At 62.5% G+C, this 17,783-nt stretch carries 21 protein-coding genes; 6 read left to right on the forward strand and 15 right to left on the reverse strand.

The genetic code is table 11. The features are described 5' to 3' along the window. Positions 1 to 11: 11 nt before the first annotated feature. From WP12_RS18155 to WP12_RS18165, 3 genes are all read right to left on the reverse strand, one after another. Positions 12 to 413: a cupin domain-containing protein gene (locus tag WP12_RS18155; RefSeq protein WP_046195103.1), complete on the reverse strand. Its 402-nt coding sequence runs from the start codon at positions 411 to 413 to the stop codon at positions 12 to 14. Between the two features lie 148 nt (positions 414 to 561). Beyond that, positions 562 to 867, reverse strand: coding sequence for a 30S ribosomal protein S14 (gene rpsN, locus WP12_RS18160; protein ID WP_046195104.1), 306 nt, complete (start codon positions 865 to 867; stop codon positions 562 to 564). A 126-nt stretch (positions 868 to 993) separates the two neighbouring features. Further along, positions 994 to 2,298: an NRAMP family divalent metal transporter gene (locus WP12_RS18165; protein WP_235399200.1), complete on the reverse strand. Its 1,305-nt coding sequence runs from the start codon at positions 2,296 to 2,298 to the stop codon at positions 994 to 996. 210 nt (positions 2,299 to 2,508) lie between these two features. On the opposite strand from WP12_RS18165, the gene WP12_RS18170 reads away from it, so the two are divergent. Continuing rightward, positions 2,509 to 2,703 (forward strand): hypothetical protein, encoded by a 195-nt coding sequence (locus tag WP12_RS18170; RefSeq protein WP_046195140.1) that lies wholly within the window; start codon positions 2,509 to 2,511, stop codon positions 2,701 to 2,703. Then, the gene (locus tag WP12_RS25385; protein WP_160299245.1) at positions 2,700 to 2,909 is read left to right on the forward strand and encodes a hypothetical protein; all 210 of its coding nucleotides are present in this window, start codon (positions 2,700 to 2,702) and stop codon (positions 2,907 to 2,909) included. The genes WP12_RS18170 and WP12_RS25385 overlap by 4 nt, the downstream gene beginning before the upstream one ends. Positions 2,910 to 3,360: 451 nt before the next feature. Here the strand turns inward: WP12_RS25385 and WP12_RS18180 are convergent, their stop codons facing one another. The 3 genes from WP12_RS18180 to WP12_RS18190 form a co-directional block, all read right to left on the reverse strand. Beyond that, entirely contained in the window at positions 3,361 to 4,287 is a 927-nt protein-coding gene (locus tag WP12_RS18180; protein ID WP_052730483.1) for a sensor histidine kinase, read from the reverse strand. Continuing rightward, positions 4,232 to 4,768: a PAS domain-containing protein gene (locus tag WP12_RS23570; RefSeq protein ID WP_052730484.1), complete on the reverse strand. Its 537-nt coding sequence runs from the start codon at positions 4,766 to 4,768 to the stop codon at positions 4,232 to 4,234. Before WP12_RS23570 ends, WP12_RS18180 begins: the two co-directional genes overlap by 56 nt. A gap of 556 nt (positions 4,769 to 5,324) precedes the next feature. Next, positions 5,325 to 6,086: a S8 family serine peptidase gene (locus tag WP12_RS18190; RefSeq protein WP_046195107.1), complete on the reverse strand. Its 762-nt coding sequence runs from the start codon at positions 6,084 to 6,086 to the stop codon at positions 5,325 to 5,327. A gap of 324 nt (positions 6,087 to 6,410) precedes the next feature. On the opposite strand from WP12_RS18190, the gene WP12_RS25390 reads away from it, so the two are divergent. Together WP12_RS25390 and WP12_RS18200 are read left to right on the forward strand one after the other, a co-directional pair. Beyond that, positions 6,411 to 6,833, forward strand: a complete 423-nt coding sequence (locus WP12_RS25390; protein ID WP_046195108.1) for a hypothetical protein — start codon at positions 6,411 to 6,413, stop codon at positions 6,831 to 6,833. 52 nt (positions 6,834 to 6,885) lie between these two features. Then, positions 6,886 to 8,226: a L,D-transpeptidase family protein gene (locus tag WP12_RS18200; protein WP_160299246.1), complete on the forward strand. Its 1,341-nt coding sequence runs from the start codon at positions 6,886 to 6,888 to the stop codon at positions 8,224 to 8,226. 192 nt (positions 8,227 to 8,418) lie between these two features. On the opposite strand, the gene WP12_RS18205 is transcribed toward WP12_RS18200, so the two are convergent. The 6 genes from WP12_RS18205 to WP12_RS18230 all read right to left on the reverse strand — a co-directional run bounded on the left by WP12_RS18205 (position 8,419) and on the right by WP12_RS18230 (position 12,154). Next, a complete protein-coding gene (locus WP12_RS18205; RefSeq protein ID WP_160299247.1) occupies positions 8,419 to 9,021 on the reverse strand; it encodes an arylesterase in 603 nt (200 codons plus the stop codon). Positions 9,022 to 9,204: 183 nt separating this feature from the next. After that, the gene (locus WP12_RS18210; protein ID WP_046195109.1) at positions 9,205 to 9,468 is read right to left on the reverse strand and encodes a hypothetical protein; all 264 of its coding nucleotides are present in this window, start codon (positions 9,466 to 9,468) and stop codon (positions 9,205 to 9,207) included. 59 nt (positions 9,469 to 9,527) lie between these two features. After that, positions 9,528 to 9,806 carry a hypothetical protein gene (locus WP12_RS24315; RefSeq protein WP_200894552.1) on the reverse strand — a complete coding sequence of 93 codons (279 nt, stop codon included), beginning with the start codon at positions 9,804 to 9,806 and terminating at the stop codon, positions 9,528 to 9,530. A 60-nt stretch (positions 9,807 to 9,866) separates the two neighbouring features. Beyond that, positions 9,867 to 10,658, reverse strand: a complete 792-nt coding sequence (locus WP12_RS18220) for a ZIP family metal transporter (protein WP_046195110.1) — start codon at positions 10,656 to 10,658, stop codon at positions 9,867 to 9,869. A gap of 4 nt (positions 10,659 to 10,662) precedes the next feature. Beyond that, a complete protein-coding gene (locus tag WP12_RS18225) occupies positions 10,663 to 11,184 on the reverse strand; it encodes a YciE/YciF ferroxidase family protein (protein WP_084691225.1) in 522 nt (173 codons plus the stop codon). 10 nt (positions 11,185 to 11,194) lie between these two features. Beyond that, positions 11,195 to 12,154: a manganese catalase family protein gene (locus tag WP12_RS18230; RefSeq protein ID WP_235399201.1), complete on the reverse strand. Its 960-nt coding sequence runs from the start codon at positions 12,152 to 12,154 to the stop codon at positions 11,195 to 11,197. Positions 12,155 to 12,439: 285 nt separating this feature from the next. Between WP12_RS18230 and WP12_RS18235 the strand changes: the two genes are divergently transcribed. Continuing rightward, the gene (locus WP12_RS18235) at positions 12,440 to 13,015 is read left to right on the forward strand and encodes a CC0125/CC1285 family lipoprotein (RefSeq protein ID WP_046195111.1); all 576 of its coding nucleotides are present in this window, start codon (positions 12,440 to 12,442) and stop codon (positions 13,013 to 13,015) included. Positions 13,016 to 13,110: 95 nt separating this feature from the next. After that, on the forward strand, positions 13,111 to 15,258 hold the full coding sequence (locus WP12_RS18240; RefSeq protein WP_235399202.1) for a hypothetical protein: 2,148 nt from the start codon (positions 13,111 to 13,113) through the stop codon (positions 15,256 to 15,258). A gap of 6 nt (positions 15,259 to 15,264) precedes the next feature. On the opposite strand, the gene WP12_RS18245 is transcribed toward WP12_RS18240, so the two are convergent. From WP12_RS18245 to WP12_RS18255, 3 genes are all read right to left on the reverse strand, one after another. After that, positions 15,265 to 16,272 (reverse strand): S8 family peptidase, encoded by a 1,008-nt coding sequence (locus WP12_RS18245; protein WP_052730488.1) that lies wholly within the window; start codon positions 16,270 to 16,272, stop codon positions 15,265 to 15,267. Positions 16,273 to 16,314: 42 nt separating this feature from the next. Then, positions 16,315 to 16,710: a hypothetical protein gene (locus tag WP12_RS18250; RefSeq protein ID WP_046195148.1), complete on the reverse strand. Its 396-nt coding sequence runs from the start codon at positions 16,708 to 16,710 to the stop codon at positions 16,315 to 16,317. A 92-nt stretch (positions 16,711 to 16,802) separates the two neighbouring features. Further along, on the reverse strand, positions 16,803 to 17,654 hold the full coding sequence (locus tag WP12_RS18255; RefSeq protein ID WP_046195112.1) for an MBL fold metallo-hydrolase: 852 nt from the start codon (positions 17,652 to 17,654) through the stop codon (positions 16,803 to 16,805). Positions 17,655 to 17,783 lie beyond the last annotated feature (129 nt).

Raw genomic sequence — 17,783 nt, forward strand, 5'->3', positions numbered from 1 at the left:
ACCCGGCCGGATCATTCGGTGGTTCGGCCGTCCCAGTGGTCGGTATCATGTTCGGCCTGGGCCTGCGCCTTGTCGATTTGCACGACGCCGTCGCGATGCTCCGGCGGGCCGTAGAGCGTATAGAAGCGCAGCGGAGCATCGCCGCTGTTCACGACATTGTGCCGCGCGCCGGCCGGCACGATGACGGCGAAGTCGTCCTTGACCGGATTGGCGACGCCGTCGATTCGCACTTCGCCCGAGCCTTCTTCGATCCGGAAGAACTGATCGCGATCGTCATGGACTTCCTCGCCGATTTCCTCGCCGGGCTGCAGCGTCATCAGAACGAGCTGGAGATGCTGGCCGGTATAGAGCACTCGACGGAAGGCGTCGTTCTCGACAGTGAGCTTTTCGATATTGTCGCAATAGCCGCGCATCGGCCTGACTCCTCGATCGCCGCCGGCAGCGAACCGAGCGCAATTCCGTTCGTTCGGGCCCGGCTGCGGAGATCCCGAGATCGGGCTGCGCCGGGGCAAGGGGGCGCCAGGGTCCCATCGTGATGTTTTCGGCACGACGGCTACCCGGTTACCAGCTCGACTTGCGTACGCCCGGAATCTGCCCACGCACCGCAAGGTCGCGCAGCATGATGCGGGCGAGTCCGAATTTGCGGTAATAGGCGCGCGGCCGGCCAGTGATGGCACAGCGGTTACGAACGCGCGTCGGATTGCCGTTACGGGGAATTTCCGCCATTTTTAGCCGTGCGACCAGCCGTTCTGTGTCGTCCCTGCCTTCGTCGTTGGCGATCGCCTTCAGGCGCGCATATTTGCCGGCATATTTCGCCACGAGCTTGCGGCGCTTCTCGTTTTTCTTGATCGCACTCAGCTTGGCCATCTGCTTGTCTCCGAGGAATGGTCGCGCCGATCCTGATACCGGCCAGGCCGCAGCGCATTCACCTGGGACATGCCTGTCTTCGGTTCGTCGCATCGCCACGTCGACCGGGCGGCGGAGCGCCGGCGATCAGAGGAACCAGCTGATCACCAGCGTCATCGTACAGAGAAAGGTTACCCCGGTGGTCAGCCAACCGAGCAGGTTGGTCCAGCGGCCGTTGGTGCGCGCCCCAACGACTGCACGGCTGTTGGTGAGCAACATCATCAGCAACAGTAGCGGAGGGACCGAGAAGCCCTGGACGATGCCCGACCAGATCAGCGCACGCATCGGATTGAAACCGAGGAAGTTCATGCCGACGGCGACGACGGTCACGACGGCGATGATGCCGTAGAACAAATGGTTTGCATAAGGTTCGTCGTGGAGGCTGCCCTCCCGGCCAAGCCCCTGGACCACGTCGTAGGCGGCGCCGGTGGTCATTACCGGAACCGCCAGGAAGCCGACGCCGATGACGCCCGCGGCGAACAGATAGGTAGCCCCGTCTCCCGCGAGGGGAGCCAAAGCCGCGGCGGCGTCGGCGGCGGTCTCGATCTCCGTGCGCCCCGCGGGATGCAAGGTGATCCCGGTGGCCAGGATGATGAAATAGAGGATGACGTTCGAGAAGATCATGCCGATCAGCACGTCACGGCTGGTCTGCTTCATTTCCTGCCGCGTTGCGCCCTTGCGCTGCCAGAGCCGGCGACGCCCGACGGCGATCTGCTCCTCGACCTCCTGATTCGATTGCCATGTGTAGACATAGGCCGACAGCGACGTTCCTATGCACGCCACCACGAGCGAGAGAAATTCGGCGTTCCACTGGATGCGCGGCAGGAACGTCGGGCGCAGCACCTCGATCGGATCTGGCCGCGCCATGAGGGCCGCGGCAACATAGGCGAACAGGGTCAGCGCCAGCCACCGGAACAGCCGGCGGATCAGTGAATAGGAGCCCAGATACTGGATGCCGAAGATGATGGCCGCCGTCGCCACAACGAGCACCGGGATCGGCAGCGGGACGAGCAGGTTGAGCGCGGCGCCTATCCCGCCCAGATCGGCCGCAGCCTCGATGATGTTGCCGGTGACGGCGAGAATGACCATCGGCGCCAGCACCCATCCTGGAAATCGATCGCGGATGCAGGCGAACAGACCCTTGCCGTAGACCTGCCCGATCTTGGCCGAGAGGTAGACCACCACATACATCATCTGCAGCAGCAGCGGAGCAATCCAGAGGAAGCCAAGACCGAATTTTGCACCGGCGCTGGCATAGGTGCCGATGGCCGACGGATCGTCATCGGCAGCGCCGGTGACGATGCCATTGCCAAGCAGCTTCATCATGCCGGACGGCTGCGCCGCACCTGGGTGGGTGTCGGCTTTGAGCGGTTCGCGGGATCGAACGGTCACGTATCACCCCGCTGTCGGGCCGATGGAAGTTCTCCGCACAACCACCGACCGGGCGGCTGGGTCCATGTGAAATCCAACTTGTAACCTATGATAATATATTGTTTTTTTAGTCTTGTTCGGGCCGCGCTGATGAACCGCCGGTTCTTTCAACCGTTAAGGCTGGACCGTGAGCGTAGGTCGGTACGAGCCACGGCGAAGAAAGGAACGATCATGCCGCAGTTGACCGGATTCGAGATCGCCAAGCGTGACAACGACTATCTGATTCACTTTAACACCGAGGACGGCAGCACAGTCGAATTGATCGCCAGTTTCGAGCAGATGGACCTGATCGCCGAGGAGATCGACCGGCAACTCGATGGCGACGAGGAAGCGGCTCTGTCGGTCAGCGACGGAGAACTTCCATGATGCACCGGACGGCGGCGTTGCTGCTGGCCGGGCTTGCGGTCACCAGTTGCAACATGCGCCAGGACATGGCCGGTCCTAACAGTAGCGAAAGCAAGAACAACGACGCCAATATGGTTGAACCGGTCGATCAGACGCCGATAAGTTCGACACCAGGCGCCGCGCCCGACAACAGCCAGGTCGAACCGCGGGACCCAGTCACGCGCTGAGCGGCGTCTCGGATGCCTTTGGTCCGACCGAGGCAGCTCCCGATAATGCCGACCTACAACATGCGCGATGCGATCAACTGGCCCGGCACAACTGGGCTGACAAGGTTTGGGCCAAACGGATCCGCTAATCGGCTTCTCGCAGCGGGGGATATCCGCGTATCGGGCGGGAAGGGCCAACGCATCATAGCCCGTGGTGAAAATATAGGGAATGCTATGGAGTGAGAGGGCGTCGGCAGCGGGAAACACTCGTTCGCCGTGCAGGTTTACGTCAAGCACGGCGGCACTCAGCTGACTGCCATGTTGTTCTATCAGCTCCAGCGCTTCGTCCACGGTTCCCGCAGGTCCGATTACTGCCGCGCCCTGACCTTCCAGGAACGAGGCGATATCGGCCGCGATCATGTACTCGTCTTCGACGACGAGCAGGCACCTTCCTTCAAGAATGCGGACTGGGTCAGGCATTTTCCGCCCCCATAGATGCGATCGAGATTGGCACAGCGATCGAACAACACACACCGTCCGGCTCGAATATCAGCCTGGTCTTCGCCCTCAGTTGATAGGGCAGCGCTCGTTCGATCAACTCGCTGCCATAGCCTTTGCGTCTGGCCGTACTGGGCGCGGGCATCGTTACGCCGCTCTCGCGCCATTCGAGTTCTACTACCGGCTTTGCCGGTCCCGGCTGGATCCGCCAGTGGATGTCCAGCTTCGCCGGCGCCTGTGCCAGCGCGCCGTATTTAACCGCGTTCGTGGCCAATTCATGAAGAGCGAGACCGAGCGCCTGAGCAGACGTGGCGGGCAGAGCGACCGGCGGGCCGTCTATCTGGACCTTGCTGCTCGGGGAATTCCCGTCGCTGTGGGCAGCGAGTTCGGCGGCGATGAGCGTATGGAGGTCGACGTCGTTATGATCGACGCGGGCAAGCAGGCTTTGCACCCGACCAAGCGCCCCGAGTCTGCTCTCGAACTCGGGTGCGAAGGTTTCGAGGGAGGTGCTTGATTGGACGGTCTGGCTGACGATCGACTGCACTACCGCCAGCAGGTTTCGGGTCCGATGCTGCAGCTCCGCCATCAGCACATCCTGCCGGTCCTTCAGTCCCCGCAGTTCGTGAATGTCGGTCATCGTCCCGACCCATTCGTCAGCGCCGAAGACCGCTCCCTCCAACGGCCGCGCGCGCGTCTGGTGCCAGCGATATTCCCCGTCGGCCTGACGGTATATCCGGTGTTCGACATAATATTCCCTGCTCGCCCGTGCTGCCTCCCAAGCGCCCTGCGTTAGGTCCCGGTCGTCCGGATGGACCGCATTGAGCCAGCCGAACCGCAGGCTGTCTTCAAGGCTCAGGCCGGTGAACTCGATCCATTGCGGGCTGCCCCATGCGGAGGCCATCCGGGAGAGTCCTGAACACGAGTTGCGGTATGCTCGTGGCGAGCAGCCGGAAGCGCTCTTCGCTTTCGCGGATCCGCGCCTCCGCGTAATGTTGCTCGGTACGGTCGCGCGTGATCTTCACAAAACCCTCTGCCGCGGCCTCTAGCGGCATCAGCAATCCGGACGCCCAGAATTGCGATCCGTCTTTGCGCTGGTGCCAGCGTTCGTCGAGCGCGCTGCCGGTGGTGCGCGCCTGGTGCCGCTCCAGATCAGGAGCGCCGGCGTCACGATCTTCAGGCGTGAAGATCCGGTCAGCGGAGCCTCCGATCATATCCTGCTCGTTAAAGCCGAAGAGGCGCTCGGCGCCGATATTCCAGCTGGTCGCGATTCCGTGAACATCGGTCGTGAAGATGGCAAAATCGGTCGTGCTGGAGATGATCGCCTCGAACAGCTCTTCCCTCGGCGGTGGTCCCGCATGCTCTGGCGCATCGCTTTTCGTCAATGCCCGAGCCCGTTGAAGTGGCCAGGCGGGCTAGAATTTCGAACGGGCATCAGGGCTGTCCTCCTTGGCTGCGAGGTAGGCAGCGAGCCTGGGAGCGTCATTCACATAGGTCAGGGGCAGCGCGAGCGATGGCTGGCCGACGCAAGTCAGGCTGGTGCTCAGTTGATCATGAGGCAGGCAGGCCTCGTGCCTGCCGAAGCGTCCGGCGTGCTAATGCCACGTTCGAACGCGATGGCCGACATAGGCGAAGGCGAGCAGGCGCGAGATCGAGGATCGGTGATCCTTGTATTTGCCGGAGTCGAACAATGGCCAAGCCTCCCCCCGCAACCCCTAACTCCGACATCGACGGGGTCGATCGCGATTGGCGCCCAGGCTTGGTCTCGCGCGACACGTCACCTGATCCTGGGAAGATGCTCAAGGATGCGCAGGACCAGTCGAAGGGGAGGCCCGACCAGAGCCCACCTCTTGGCGCATCCGGAGCCGATCTGCCGAAGCCGGATGACCGTGACCAGCGCTAGCCCATTTTGGGCGATGCGAATATCGCGTCTTGATGAGGTCAGCGGGCCGCTGTCGTGACCCTGGCGATCCCGGCTTGCAGAAGCCGCGCCGTCTCGATCGGCGCCGCGAATGACGTGCCGGTTCCCACCACCTGCCCTCCATTCGCCAGGCTGGTCGGCACGTCGACGCCGCGGCGCCAGACATAATGGTAATGCAGTCCCGCCTGGCTGTCGGGCCTGTTGGTCATCGGCCAAGGATTGCCCGCGCTGTCCAGAGCTCCCACCAGCACCGTCGTAGGATATCCCGCGCGCGCCATCCGCAGGTTGCCGGGTGCGCTGTGTCCGTCGTTTCCGGCGGCCAGGATCACCGGGATGCCGTTGCCGGCCGCTGCGCTTATCGCCGCGACGATTTCATCATCGTCAGCCAGCGCCAGCGAAATATTGATGGCATCGACCCGCAACGCCGTAGCTTGCCGGATCGCCGCTGCGATCGGGTGCGGCGAAGGTTGGCATGGAGGATTCTTGCCGGCTGGACATCCGGAGGGATCGTCGACGCGCAGCGACACGATCCTGACATTGCGCCGTAATTCATGTGCGAGGATGGTGGCGACCATGGTGCCATGGTCATAGCGGGGTCGGAACGGCGCCCTCGCGACCGGCCCCGCCACATCATATTCGGCGACCACCAGATCCCGGAGTTCAGCAGTTCGCGCGACGCCGCTGTCGATTACGGCAACGAGCGGCGCGGTAGCCTGGCCAGGGGTTGAAGACAGAAGGAGGGGGAAGAGGAGGAGAGCGATCAGAGCTAAGTTCGTGCGCATAATCCAACGGACCGGCGGCTGCCGGTGAGCAAGGCGGCCATGGCCGCTGATAGAGAGCGTTGCCAACCGAATGGCGAGCAACCGGACGAGCTCCTGTAACGGCGATCAAATTGCTGTTTTGCCGCCATGGAAGGAACGTTGAGGCAGAGCGCTCGTTATGAGCGTCCCTCCTAAGTCATTGGAGAATAACATATGTTTAAAGTAATCACAACGGCAGGCGCTGCTGTTTTGATGGGCGTGGCCGCCATGGCCTATGCCCAAAGCGCAGGATCGACTTCATCGGGTAGCACGGGCTCTGTCGGTAGCGGAGGCACCTCCGGAACGATGGGCAGCGGCACTTCGCCCACCGGGTCGTCGACCGGCACTGGAGACAGCGCGATGGGCTCGCCCGGTGCGGGCGGTTATGGCGCCTCGGGCAGCGGTTCCAGCGGAGTCGGCACCCCCGGCACGACGGGTTCGGGCATGGCCACGGGGTCCGGTTCCAGTACGTCGGGCAGCGGAACCGGCAGCACGGGGACGACCGGTTCGGGCACGGCATCAGGTTCCGGCTATGGAACGTCGGGCACCGGTTCCACTGGAGCCGGAAGCATGGGCACGGCCGGTTCGGGTACGACCGGTTCGGGCACAGCCTCGGGCGCCGGCTACGGCGCGTCGGGCAGCGGATCATATGGCGCAAACAGCACCGGTTCCGGCTCGGGCGGCACCTCGGGTGCGGGTAGCTATCAGCAGGCGGGCGAACGCGGCTGACACACTATCAGCGGTGCGCACTCAAGCAATTCAGCTCCCACGTCGATCGGCGGTGAAGTCATTGTGCTTCACCGCCGGTTTGATGCTGGCCGTCGCGGTGTCACCCGGATGTTCGTCACCAACGCACCGTGCCAGTCTCAGCGAGCAGCGAGACGACCTCCGACGCCAGATCGAGACCGGGCTTACCGACGAGGGGCTGCCGCAGCCGATTCTCGCCTTTTACGCCCGTCGCGGATTTGCCCCGCTTTGGGTGGGTGAGCGTGGAGTGACCCCTGCGGGCAAGGCGTTGCTGGCAACCTTCGCTTTGGCGGGCGCCGAGGGACTGAACCCCGCGGACTATCCGAGCGACGAGCTGGTGTCCGATGTGGGCGGGCCTGCTAGGCTCGAAGCGGCGTTGACCAAGGCGCTGGTCGCTTATCTGCGTGACCGCATGCGCTCGCCGGAAGGCACGATCTATTATGTCGACGACGCCGTGCCCAGGCGCGAGGCCGATCCCCAGGCGATAATGGGTGCTGTGGCGAGCGGAGTGCCGTTGGAGCACGCACTGGCCGCGCTTGCACCGCCCAACGCTTTATACCGCCAGCTGCGCGAGGCGCTTGCAGACTATCGCAGTGGCAGGCTGGCGATATCGGATATGCGAACGAAAGCGCGCGATGAAGGTGATGTCGAACGCCTGATAATCTTGAACATGCAGCGGACGCGTGACCTTCCCGCCATGTCGCGCGGCCGCTACCTGATCGTCGATACCGCCGCCGCGCGCCTGCTCATGATCGAGGACGGCCATATACGCGACCAGATGCGCATCATCATCGGCAAGCCCGAAGAGCAGACGCCGGACATGGCAGGCGAGATTCGTTTCGCCGTGCTCAACCCCTATTGGAACCTGCCGCCTGATCTGGCGAGGAAGCGCGCAGCACGTGTCATCGAGGCGGGACCGGCAGTCCTGGACGCGGAGCGGATCGAGCTCTTGTCCGGATGGGACGACAGTGCGCGCCGCCTCCATCCCGCTGATGTCGATTGGAGCGCGGTCGCCGCAGGCACGCAGACTTTGCGCATGCGGCAGCTCCCCGGCGAACGGAATATGATGGGGAAGATGAAGTTCATGCTACCGAACCGGCTCGGCATCTATCTTCATGACACGCCCGCCAAAGCCGCATTCTTGAAAGCCGATCGGCGATTGAGCTCAGGCTGCGTCCGGGTGGAAGATGCCGAACGCCTGGCGCGCTGGCTGTTCGGAGGAGATGTGCCGCGAGCTGGGACGAAGCCCGAATGGCGCGCCGATTTGCCGCATCCGGTCCCCGTCTACATTCTCTACCTTACCGCCTTTCCTGGCGGCAGCGGCTTGCTTCTCAGACCCGACATCTATGATCGGGATCGCCAGCCGTCGACCTGACGGACCTTTACCGCCTCATTGTTTCGATACCGTGAGTGAGGTCGTGTCGATCAGTCTGGAGCGTGCTGCCTCTCCACGTCCGCCCGCCGGAACATCGTTCGCAAACACCACCGGCGAGCAGCAGGAGCGGACGTGACTCGGCCAAGCCCATGCTTGGCAAGCTGTGTGATCGGCGATCCCCGTTTTGCAGGGTCAGCAGGCCGCGCCGGGCTGAAGCTCTGCCTCAGCTTCCCCAGCCGCCGGCAGCGCAGCGATAACCGCCAATCTGAAGCGTTTTGCTATGGTGGAAATACCATGTGCGTTCGGATGGAGCCGATCGCGCAGGCAGTATGTCCGGCTTCCGAACATGCCTCTTGGGAGGAAGGAGGCGCACCGGATGGCATGTTTGTTCGACAGGTCCTGATAGACCGCCGCGCATGCGCGGCCGAAAGCGCCGAAGAAGACCGGCGCCTCGATGGTCGCAAGCAGCACCGGAATCCCATTCCGCTTCAGCTCGGCGATGATGGCATCGAGATTGGCCCTGATCGTCTTGAGCGAGGTTCTCCGCAGCAGATCATTCGCGCCAAGCTGAACGATCGCCAGATCCGGTCTCTCGGCGAGATGCTCCAACACCTGGGGCAGCCGGGCGAGAGCATCGCTGGTGGTGTCTCCCGAAACGCCGGCGTTGATCACGCGGATGCCGGCCTGGTGGGTCTGCATCTGAACTTCCAGCTGGGCGGCGAAGCTTTGCGATGGCTCGACGCCATAGCCGGCGATCAGGCTGTCGCCGAAGGCCAGGATGACCGGCGCGGTCACGTCGTCCACTCCGCCGGGCAGGGGGCGGCCCTCGCCCTGGAGCTTCGTTGTGGCGAGGGGCCCCCGTCGGGCTGCAAAGACACCGGATAAGGAATAATCATGCGTTCGACCGATGGTTTGTTTGCAAAACAAAAGGCGGCGGCGCGTATGCCATGCAACACCACGCCTGCCGCCGGAGTTGGTTCACGGATCGCCGGCCTGGCTTTCAGGACGAGTTCGCTGGCTATTGGAGCCAGCGCGACCAACGAGATCATCCCTGCCGCTTGCAGCGCTTCGGTACATCGCTGCGGAAAGCCCGCCCGCAAGCAGCACGGTAAGTCCGACGCCGAAGATGGTGGCGATGATCTCGTGCCGATGCATGGGGCCGGGTCCGGCCGACAGAAAGCCCAGCGCGGCGATCACCGCGACAATGGCGGCCAAGGTCGTCCATGCCATCAGCACGGCCATCGATGGGCCCTGCTTTTTTCGATCTGTTTGCGGACGGCGTTGGATATATGGGCGCGCGCTCATCCCTTCCGCGTCGCGGCTTCGCGCGCGCCCTCCTGCTCGTCGACCTTCTGTTCACCAAGCTGGCCGGCGCCGTGATAGCCGATCTCGGACTGGCCGCCATGGCCCATGAAGTCGCTGGGCGAATGATGGGGTTTCTTGCCCCGGTGTGGATTGGGGTAGGCGCCGCCACCGCTCTCGCCGGCCGCCGTCCGTCCCGACGGACGTTCACTCACGCCATCGGAGTGAACGCGATCACCGTTCCTTCCGTTCGCCTGCATTGGGCTCTTTCCCGACATTTCTCGTCTCCTTTCGTACAACTGGATCTATCTTTCCGCCCTCGTCTGCGGCGTTGAAAATCATCCGAAGATGGTGTCGAGGAACATCATGGCGGCCAGTCCCGTCATGAGGCCCGATCCCAACCGGCCGCCGCCAGCGATCCGGGCATGTGCGTCCGGTATGATATCGGCCGCGACGACATAGATCATCGCCCCTGCCGCCAGGCCCAGACCCCACGGCAGAAAGGCCTGGGCCGCAGTGACGATGCTGACACCGATGAGGCCGGCGACGGGCTCGACCAGGCCGGACGCGAGCGCCGCGAGGATCGCTTTCCGCCGGCTGTACCCGACCGTCATCAGCGCCACTGCGATGGCCAGACCCTCGGGCATGTTCTGCAGCCCGATACCAAGCGCGGTCATTCGTCCTTGCTCGAAATCGCCGCCGCCGAAGCTGACGCCAACCGCCATGCCTTCGGGAAAATTGTGGAGCGTTATCGCTGCCACCAGCAACCAGATTCTGCGGATCGACGCGCTGGCGGCGATCCCCGGGGGGCCCAGGCCGAGCCGGTCGAGCGGCGGAAGGCGTCGGTTCAGTTCGGCGATCGCCAACGCGCCCAGCAGCACCGCCGCAACAACCTGTCCGGACGCGGCGATACGCCCCGCGCCCTGATTCCTGGCCACCTCGATGGCCGGGATGATCAGGGAGAAAAAGGACGCGGCCAGCATCACGCCTGCAGCGAAACCGAGGAGCAGGTTTTGCTGCTCCTCGGTTGGCCGTCGGAGCCCCAGGAGCGGAATAGCTCCGACGACCGTCGCCAAACCGGCGATCAGGCTGGCGGTGGCGCCCGCCAAAATGATCGATCCGGTATCCATATTCTCAATGGCTCGCAGTTTCTCCAGCCGCTGCGAGCGACACATATTTACGCACTACAATCGGCAGGGTCTTCTCGATCCAGGCCGCCATGGCTTGTTCCTCTCGCAGCGTCTGACGGAGAACGGGCAGGGCGGTCTGATAGCCAGCATCTTCCGCCATCACGATCAGAGCCGAATAGCTGGCGATCTCGAAATTCTCGAAAGCGAAGTTGGCGAAGCTGTTCTTGAGTATCTCGTCCGACGCCAGGCTATGGCCGAGAGCGGCAAGATTTCCCGTGAAGGCCATTGCGAGATATTTCAGCTTCGACGGATCTTCACCAAGCTCGTCCAATATCCGCTCGAGCCGCTCAATCTGCGCTTCCGTCTCGCCGCGATGGACGCGAAGCTGTTGTTCGACATCTGCATAGTTGGCGAGATGCTCAATCTGCCTGTCCATCAGCGAAAGCGCCTGATGTTCCAACGCGTGCGCATTGCGCAGGCCATCGACGAATATGTCTCGCGAACTGCTTTCGACCATGGTCGCCATTTCGCTCTCCCTATCGCAGATCTACATCGACGGGCTTGGTCCTGCCGGCGCCGGGGCCGGCCCCCAAATCCGCGCCGGTGGTGGGATCACCCGATGGATCGGACATGCCGCGCGCCGCCAACTGTTGCAGCGCCGCCGCCTGATCGGCCTCCAGTTGAACCGACGCCGTGCCGTCCCCGCCGTCGATCGGCATGACTTTTTCGAGATCGTCGATACGATCCCACTGGTCCCCGGAATTCCAGGGACCGGTTGCGTCACCTTCGCCCTGCGACGTGTTTACATAGATATTGGCATATTCCTCGATGCCGGGCAGCTTGCCGGGCGGGAAGTTGTCCTCGATCGAATAGAGCGCCTTCTCGAAGGATTTCTGGTGCGCGACCTCACGGGTCATCAGAAAGCCCAAGGCCTCCTTGATGCCGGGATCGTCGGTGATGTTGATGAGGCGTTCGTAGACGATCTTGGCCCGGGATTCCGCGGCAATATTCGAACGCAGGTCCACAGTGGGCTCGGCGCGTGAATCGATGTAATTGGCGCTCCACGGCGTACCGGCAGAGTCGATCAGCGCCGGGCCGCCACCGAACAATATCGATTCCTTCGCGCTGGTTCCGTTCGCCCCGACCATCCGGAAAAGCTCCATCTCTTCCATCGTCGCTTCAGACAACTGGGCACGGACGCCCTTGTTGAGCATTGCGACAATTGATCCGATCACCTCAAGATGGCTCAATTCTTCCGTCGCGATGTCGAGCAGCATGTCCTTGCGACCGGGATCCTCTTCGCCAAGTCCTTGCGTGAAATACCGCATGGCGGCCGCCAATTCCCCGTCAGCACCCCCGAATTGCTCGAGCAGGCAGACCGCCAGCCGGGGGTTAGGTTCGGACACCCGCACGGTATATTGCAGTCGCTTGTTGTGCATGAACATGAAATCACCTTCCGCATCGCAGGGATAGCTGAAGACGTCATAACCACGCATGCCTGTGGTGGTTTCCAAAGAAAAGAGTAAATAAATATTTTAAATGACAGCTTATGTTATAGAATAGCTCGGATGTCATATCAGAAGGAGGCTGATGCGCCGGTTGAATAGCGGCCGTCGATGTTGAGATCGATCGAAAATATCAATCACCGATATTGATGTATATCAAAAGATAATATATTGCAGCGGTATCCTATCATAAGTTAATCAGTTGGTCTCCGCGCAGACCGGAACCACGGTTCGTCCATTCCGTTTCTCTGGCCAGGCAGACGAACGGAGAAGTCGATGACATCAACCTCGATCGGAAAGACGGCGCTGCTGTCGCTGCTCGCAACGGGTTGTACCCTTGGGCTCACCGGCTGCACGACGCCCACGCCTTATCAGCCGCTCGAGCGCGGCAGCGCGACGACTGGTGGTTATAGCGATCAGCGCATCGAACAGGACCGCTATCGGGTAAGCTTCGTCGGCAACAGCATGACGACCCGCGAAACCGTCGAGGCCTATCTGCTGTATCGCGCGGCCGAACTGACCGTCGCCCGCGGCTATGACTGGTTCGAGATGGCTGACCGCAATACCGAACGTCGCAGCCGCACCTATGTGGATCAGCCTTTCGGGCCCGGGGCCTGGGGCTATTGGGGGCCGAGCTGGCGCTATTACGGCCGGGGTTTCGGCTGGCGCAGCTGGGAGCCGTTCTGGGGCGACCCGTTTTGGGACCGGAGCATCGATGTCCGGACGGTCGACCGTTACGAGGCGACGGCCGAAATCTTGCTACGCAAAGGATCGAAGCCAGCCAATGCCCGCGCCTTCGATGCCCGGGAAGTTCTGACCAATCTGCGTAATCAGGTGGTGCAGCCGCGATGAGGCACGGAAAAAACGACACGGTGACGATGGATCCCAGGCATGCCGGGGCGAGCTCCTACGTGCTCGCCCTCCAGAGCGAGCTTCGGGATCGCTCGATGAAGCGACTGAAACGTTTTGCGATTGGCGAGCTGGAGATCGAGATCGCTCAAGGCGCGGACTCGTTGTGGGCGCTCATCCGTCGTCCCGATCGCGGTGGCATCGCGTTGCGCGCGGCTTATGTGCCGGGTGGCCAGGCTCGACTGCTGGCGGTACGTGAAGGTGAGGCCGCGAGGGTTCAGGTCGACAGCCCGATGGGGACGCATATCATATGCTTCTCCGCACATGAGGCCGATCTCCAGCGCCTGCGGGTGACGGTCGAACTCACCCCTGTGGCGCCGCTGCTGGTGCCGTTCCTGCCGCGTGACCTTTATCCGCTGGATGCGAACGACGATCCGATGGGCGCGTCGGGTGCGGTCGAGGCTGCGCAGCGCGGTCTGAATTCCGGAATGATATACCTTCATATGAATGAGCCGCGCTTCGGGACGCTGCTGTATTTCCAGAACCTGACCGCTTCGAACGACTATTATCGAGCGACCGACACGAAGCCCGATGGCGCGGTGGGCGGGGAGTGGCCTGAACTCGGCTATCTGACGCCTTCACCGCCGCAGAGCGGCACGCCCCCGATCAACCCGCTGCCGGCCGGAAAGACCACGACACTGTCCGACGCGATCCTGGTGTTCCGCGAGCGACCCGCCACCGACGAACGGGAGATGGCACGCCAGTTCGTGCAGATGCTGGGTTCGGCGTACATGGCGCTCGACCTGCCCCGCCCCGAATATCGCGACTGGGTGAGCCGGTCGGATCGGACAGTGGGCGATCTGATGAACTCCCCGAAGGCGACGATATCCCATTATGGCAATCTCTACGTTCATCCCTACACCGACAGCGAATATCCCGACATCATGGTGCAGATGTCGATCGTCGCCGCACTTTACGACTATGGGAAATGGCTCGGGGAGCCGGTGCCGCTCGAAGCGGACCTCCGGAGGGGCCTCGGCCGCTTCTATGACCCCAAGTTGAAGACGCTGCGCCGGTATCTGCCAAATGTCGGCGAGGACAAGGACGCCGACGCAGTCGACAGTTGGTATCTCTACCATCCGCTGCTGAATCTCGGTCGCCTTGCTCTTGATGGCGATGAGGCAGCGAGGGCGCTGCTGCTGAAGTCGATCGGCTTTGGCATCGAAGCCGCTCATCATTTCCGCTATAAATGGCCGATCCAATACAATGTCACGGACTTCTCCGTCATCACGCCGACGGCGAATGATGATCGCGGTCAGACCGACGTTGGCGGGATTTACGCTTATGTGATGCTGCAGTGCCATCAACTGACCGGAGACGATCTTTATCTGCGCGAGGCCCGCGCCGCGATCGACGCGACCGACGGAATGCGCTTCAACCTGAATTACCAGGCCAATCTCACGGCCTGGGGAGCTGCAGCCTGCGTGCGGCTCTGGCGGGTGACCGACAAGACCGAATATCTCGAGCAGAGCTATGTCTATCTCGCCAGCTTCTTCCATAATTGCGAGATCTGGGAATCGCAGATTGGCGCCGCAGAACATTATAGTAACTTCATGGGCGCGACCTGCCTGCAGGACGCACCTTACATGGCGATCTACGAGTGTTTCGACAGCTTCACGGCGTTTGAATATTATCTGCGGGACGGCGGGCCGGACCTGGAACCGGCGGCGCGGATGCTGGTCAGCGAATATTGCAAATATGCGCTGTCCCGGGCCTGGTATTATTATCCCGATGCGCTTCCGAAGGAACTGCTCGCTACGGAAAATCGCAATGGGCATATCGACCGCGAACTCTCCTTTCCACTGGAGGACCTATATGCCGATGGGCAGCTGGCGGGGCAGGTGGGGCAGGAGATCTATGGATCGGGAGCTGCCTTCGTCTTCGCAACCCGCTCGCAGCACAAGGTCGAGGGTGCGCCCTTTCGGCTTTACTGCAATCACTTCATCCGGGCGAGCGAGCGAACCGAAGAGAATGTGCTCACGATCCAGCTGGATGGCGGCGAGACATGCTTTGCCGACCTTTCGATCGTCCGGCTGCCGCGTCGGCGCATGCCTGATCTCACGATATCGACTGCGGACGGAGATCGTTTGCGGCCCCTCGGAACGTCTGACCAACGCATCGACTTCCGCGTCCCGGCGAACGGTCGGCTGATATTGCAATGGCGGGGCAAGGCTCGGTCCCGCTGAGGGCGGTCAACCGGTCGCCCTGTCGGCGAGCCTGACCGCGCGGGCCACGTCAAGCGAGCCACGGCCGCTGCTTGGCGCCGGTCGTCGGGCATCCTTCGCTCCGGCGAGGAGCAGATCCGCGGCGTCGCTTCCGCTGAGAGCAGGATGCCGGCCAAGCAATAGCGCAGCCGCCCCGGCAACATAGCTGACCGAGTAGGAGGTGCCCGAGACGGCCCCGCAATAGCGGCTGTCGCAGTCGACCAGCACGTGCTCGCCCGGCGCCAGCAGATAGCGGTGCGCAGTGCTCCCGGCCTTGTTCGACCAGCGCGCCAGCTCGCGCCCTGCTGTACTGGCTCCCGCCACCAGGATCGAACCCGTGAATCGCGGATCGGCGGCATAACGCGCCGGCCAGGTCGGCTCGGGATCACCATCATTGCCGGCGGCGGCGACGACGAGCACGCCAGCCTGGACCGCCCGTTCGAGTGCCGGCTCGATCGTCGGCAGGCGCATTTTAGAGGCAAGCGGCAAGCCGATCACCCGCGCGCCATGCGCCACTGCGTAGTCGATGCCGCGGGCGAGATCTTCACCCGTCATGCTGCAAATTCTTTGGCACGAACCATCGAGGTCGGCACGGATAGCGAGCAGCGTCGCATCATAGGCGACTCCCACTGTTCCGGCGCCGTCGCGCGCTGCCGCGAGAAGCTCGGCGGTCTGCCGGCCATGGTCGGCGCCGGAATCGCCCTGTACGCGTCCGGGCTTCAGATCGATCGATGCCGGCGACAGTCGCGCGAACATCTCCCTGGATGCTCCAGACAGTCCGGTGTCGATCATCGCCACGGTTATGCCACTCCCGGCGGTCCCCTTTCGATAAAGCCGCGCGCCATCGATCTGGTCTATGCCCCAGCTCAGGCGATATTCCAGAGAGCCCGGGTCGGGCCGATCAGGGCCATGGAAACTGCTGAGGGCGAACGAAGGCGCGGCCAGCGTGCAGGCCAGGACGAGGCCGGGCAGGGCCCGGCATAAAAGGTGAATCATTCTGTCTCCACGACGGCGCGGCTATGGTGCGCCGTTGTCAGTTCAGTCGCGAGGCTTGGTATAGGGTATGAATTTGCCAAGCGACACAAAGCCGCGCTGAAAGCGCGTGCTCGAATCAAGCAGCCTGACGGTGTCGATGCTGCACAGCCGGCTGTCCGACAACTTGGTGACAAGAACATCGTCTCGACGCAGCGGACTGCCCCCCTCGGGCCTGTTGACGTAGAGGCGGCTGCCACTTCGATACAGGATCGCGGTTCCATCGATGATCTCGGTGGAGTTGATGCCGCGGAGGTTGATGCAATCCACCGGCTTGCCGGCGACCCGGCCCTTGAGCGCCTGCGCGAGGCGAGCCTCCCCGCGCTGATCGGTGGATGGAGCGGCGGATGCCGCCGTTGGGGCGAGCGCCATCGCCGCTAGAAGCAAAGTAAACATACGCATGGGTGATTTCCCCGAAGAGAGATTGTTGCCAGTTAACATCCTGAAAATGAACCGAAGCTGAGCGATCAGCGCGGATTCGGCGGAGCGCGCGGTCATAGCGGCTGGCCTGACAGGCAGTGAGCGAACTCGACATGATCATGGGCGCAAATCACGTTCAGTTCGTTGCGCCGTTCGACCGATAGCCGCCTCACCCTTTCCTGATTTTCGAGGCGGGTTCGTCGATGGACCTCCATCATCGTCTGATAACCGCGCAGGCCGGGTGTGCAGCGCCTTCGCGCCTCGCGCATTTCGCCGCGATAGAAATAAGCGTCCCCCGCGTGCAGCAGCCATCGGCCGTCTACCTGCACCGCGACGCCGGCATGGCCCCAGGTGTGCCCTGGAAGCGGAACCATCAACAGTTCAGGCGGCAGCCCGTCGAGATTGCGGACCGCGTCGAAACCGAACCAGCTTTCGCCTTGCGCTCCATAGCGGCGCCAATTCCGAACCTCGTCCCATTGCGAAGGACGGTAGCGATTGCGCGGTACGAAACCGCGGCGGGGGCCGGTTGCTGCCGAGAATTCCGCATCCGTCAGGTGAACGGTGGCATGGGGAAAATCTTCCAGCCCGCCGGCATGATCGAAGTCGAGATGGGTGAGCAGGATATGGCGGACATCGCGTGGATCGAAACCCAGTGCCTGAACCTGGCGGATCGCCGTCTCGCGAGCATCGAGGCGGATATTGAGCATGTTCTTCATCACCCGGGTTATGCGGGGATGAGGCTTCGCATGAGGGTGGTCGACATCGCGCAGTCCATAGCCGGTGTCGACGAGAACCAGTCCATGTCGATCTGTCTCGATCAACAGGCAGTGGCAAACGAGCCGTCCGGTCAAGCTCTTGCTGACCCCATCGAACAATGCGCCGCCGAGGGGGCAATCGGTGCCGCAATTGAGATGATGGACACGCATAGACTGCCGCTCCTCTCGCTTGGCCGCAGGGCCCATGGAAATCGTCTCTGAAGCTGAACTCTTTCGAGCGTCCGTCGTTGCAATATTATCCTTAAAGTTGAATGACTTAAACCTAACATAGGTTGGTTT

Source organism: Sphingomonas sp. SRS2, from assembly GCF_000971055.1.
In the GTDB taxonomy this organism is placed as follows: domain Bacteria; phylum Pseudomonadota; class Alphaproteobacteria; order Sphingomonadales; family Sphingomonadaceae; genus Rhizorhabdus.

What these genes read in the sequence shown, in the direction of transcription:
- WP12_RS18255 (WP_046195112.1), bottom strand. Translation starts at nt 17,654, where the DNA reads ATGCGTGTCCATCATCTCAATTGCGGCACCGATTGCCCCCTCGGCGGC.
- WP12_RS18180 (WP_052730483.1), bottom strand. Translation starts at nt 4,287, where the DNA reads ATGGCCTCCGCATGGGGCAGCCCGCAATGGATCGAGTTCACCGGCCTG.
- rpsN (WP_046195104.1), bottom strand. Translation starts at nt 867, where the DNA reads ATGGCCAAGCTGAGTGCGATCAAGAAAAACGAGAAGCGCCGCAAGCTC.
- WP12_RS18170 (WP_046195140.1), top strand. Translation starts at nt 2,509, where the DNA reads ATGCCGCAGTTGACCGGATTCGAGATCGCCAAGCGTGACAACGACTAT.
- WP12_RS18235 (WP_046195111.1), top strand. Translation starts at nt 12,440, where the DNA reads ATGACATCAACCTCGATCGGAAAGACGGCGCTGCTGTCGCTGCTCGCA.
- WP12_RS18250 (WP_046195148.1), bottom strand. Translation starts at nt 16,710, where the DNA reads ATGCGTATGTTTACTTTGCTTCTAGCGGCGATGGCGCTCGCCCCAACG.
- WP12_RS25390 (WP_046195108.1), top strand. Translation starts at nt 6,411, where the DNA reads ATGGGCAGCGGCACTTCGCCCACCGGGTCGTCGACCGGCACTGGAGAC.
- WP12_RS18190 (WP_046195107.1), bottom strand. Translation starts at nt 6,086, where the DNA reads ATGCGCACGAACTTAGCTCTGATCGCTCTCCTCCTCTTCCCCCTCCTT.
- WP12_RS24315 (WP_200894552.1), bottom strand. Translation starts at nt 9,806, where the DNA reads ATGTCGGGAAAGAGCCCAATGCAGGCGAACGGAAGGAACGGTGATCGC.
- WP12_RS18225 (WP_084691225.1), bottom strand. Translation starts at nt 11,184, where the DNA reads ATGGCGACCATGGTCGAAAGCAGTTCGCGAGACATATTCGTCGATGGC.
- WP12_RS25385 (WP_160299245.1), top strand. Translation starts at nt 2,700, where the DNA reads ATGATGCACCGGACGGCGGCGTTGCTGCTGGCCGGGCTTGCGGTCACC.
- WP12_RS18210 (WP_046195109.1), bottom strand. Translation starts at nt 9,468, where the DNA reads ATGGCCGTGCTGATGGCATGGACGACCTTGGCCGCCATTGTCGCGGTG.
- WP12_RS18230 (WP_235399201.1), bottom strand. Translation starts at nt 12,154, where the DNA reads ATGCGTGGTTATGACGTCTTCAGCTATCCCTGCGATGCGGAAGGTGAT.
- WP12_RS18240 (WP_235399202.1), top strand. Translation starts at nt 13,111, where the DNA reads ATGAAGCGACTGAAACGTTTTGCGATTGGCGAGCTGGAGATCGAGATC.
- WP12_RS18245 (WP_052730488.1), bottom strand. Translation starts at nt 16,272, where the DNA reads ATGATTCACCTTTTATGCCGGGCCCTGCCCGGCCTCGTCCTGGCCTGC.
- WP12_RS18155 (WP_046195103.1), bottom strand. Translation starts at nt 413, where the DNA reads ATGCGCGGCTATTGCGACAATATCGAAAAGCTCACTGTCGAGAACGAC.
- WP12_RS18220 (WP_046195110.1), bottom strand. Translation starts at nt 10,658, where the DNA reads ATGGATACCGGATCGATCATTTTGGCGGGCGCCACCGCCAGCCTGATC.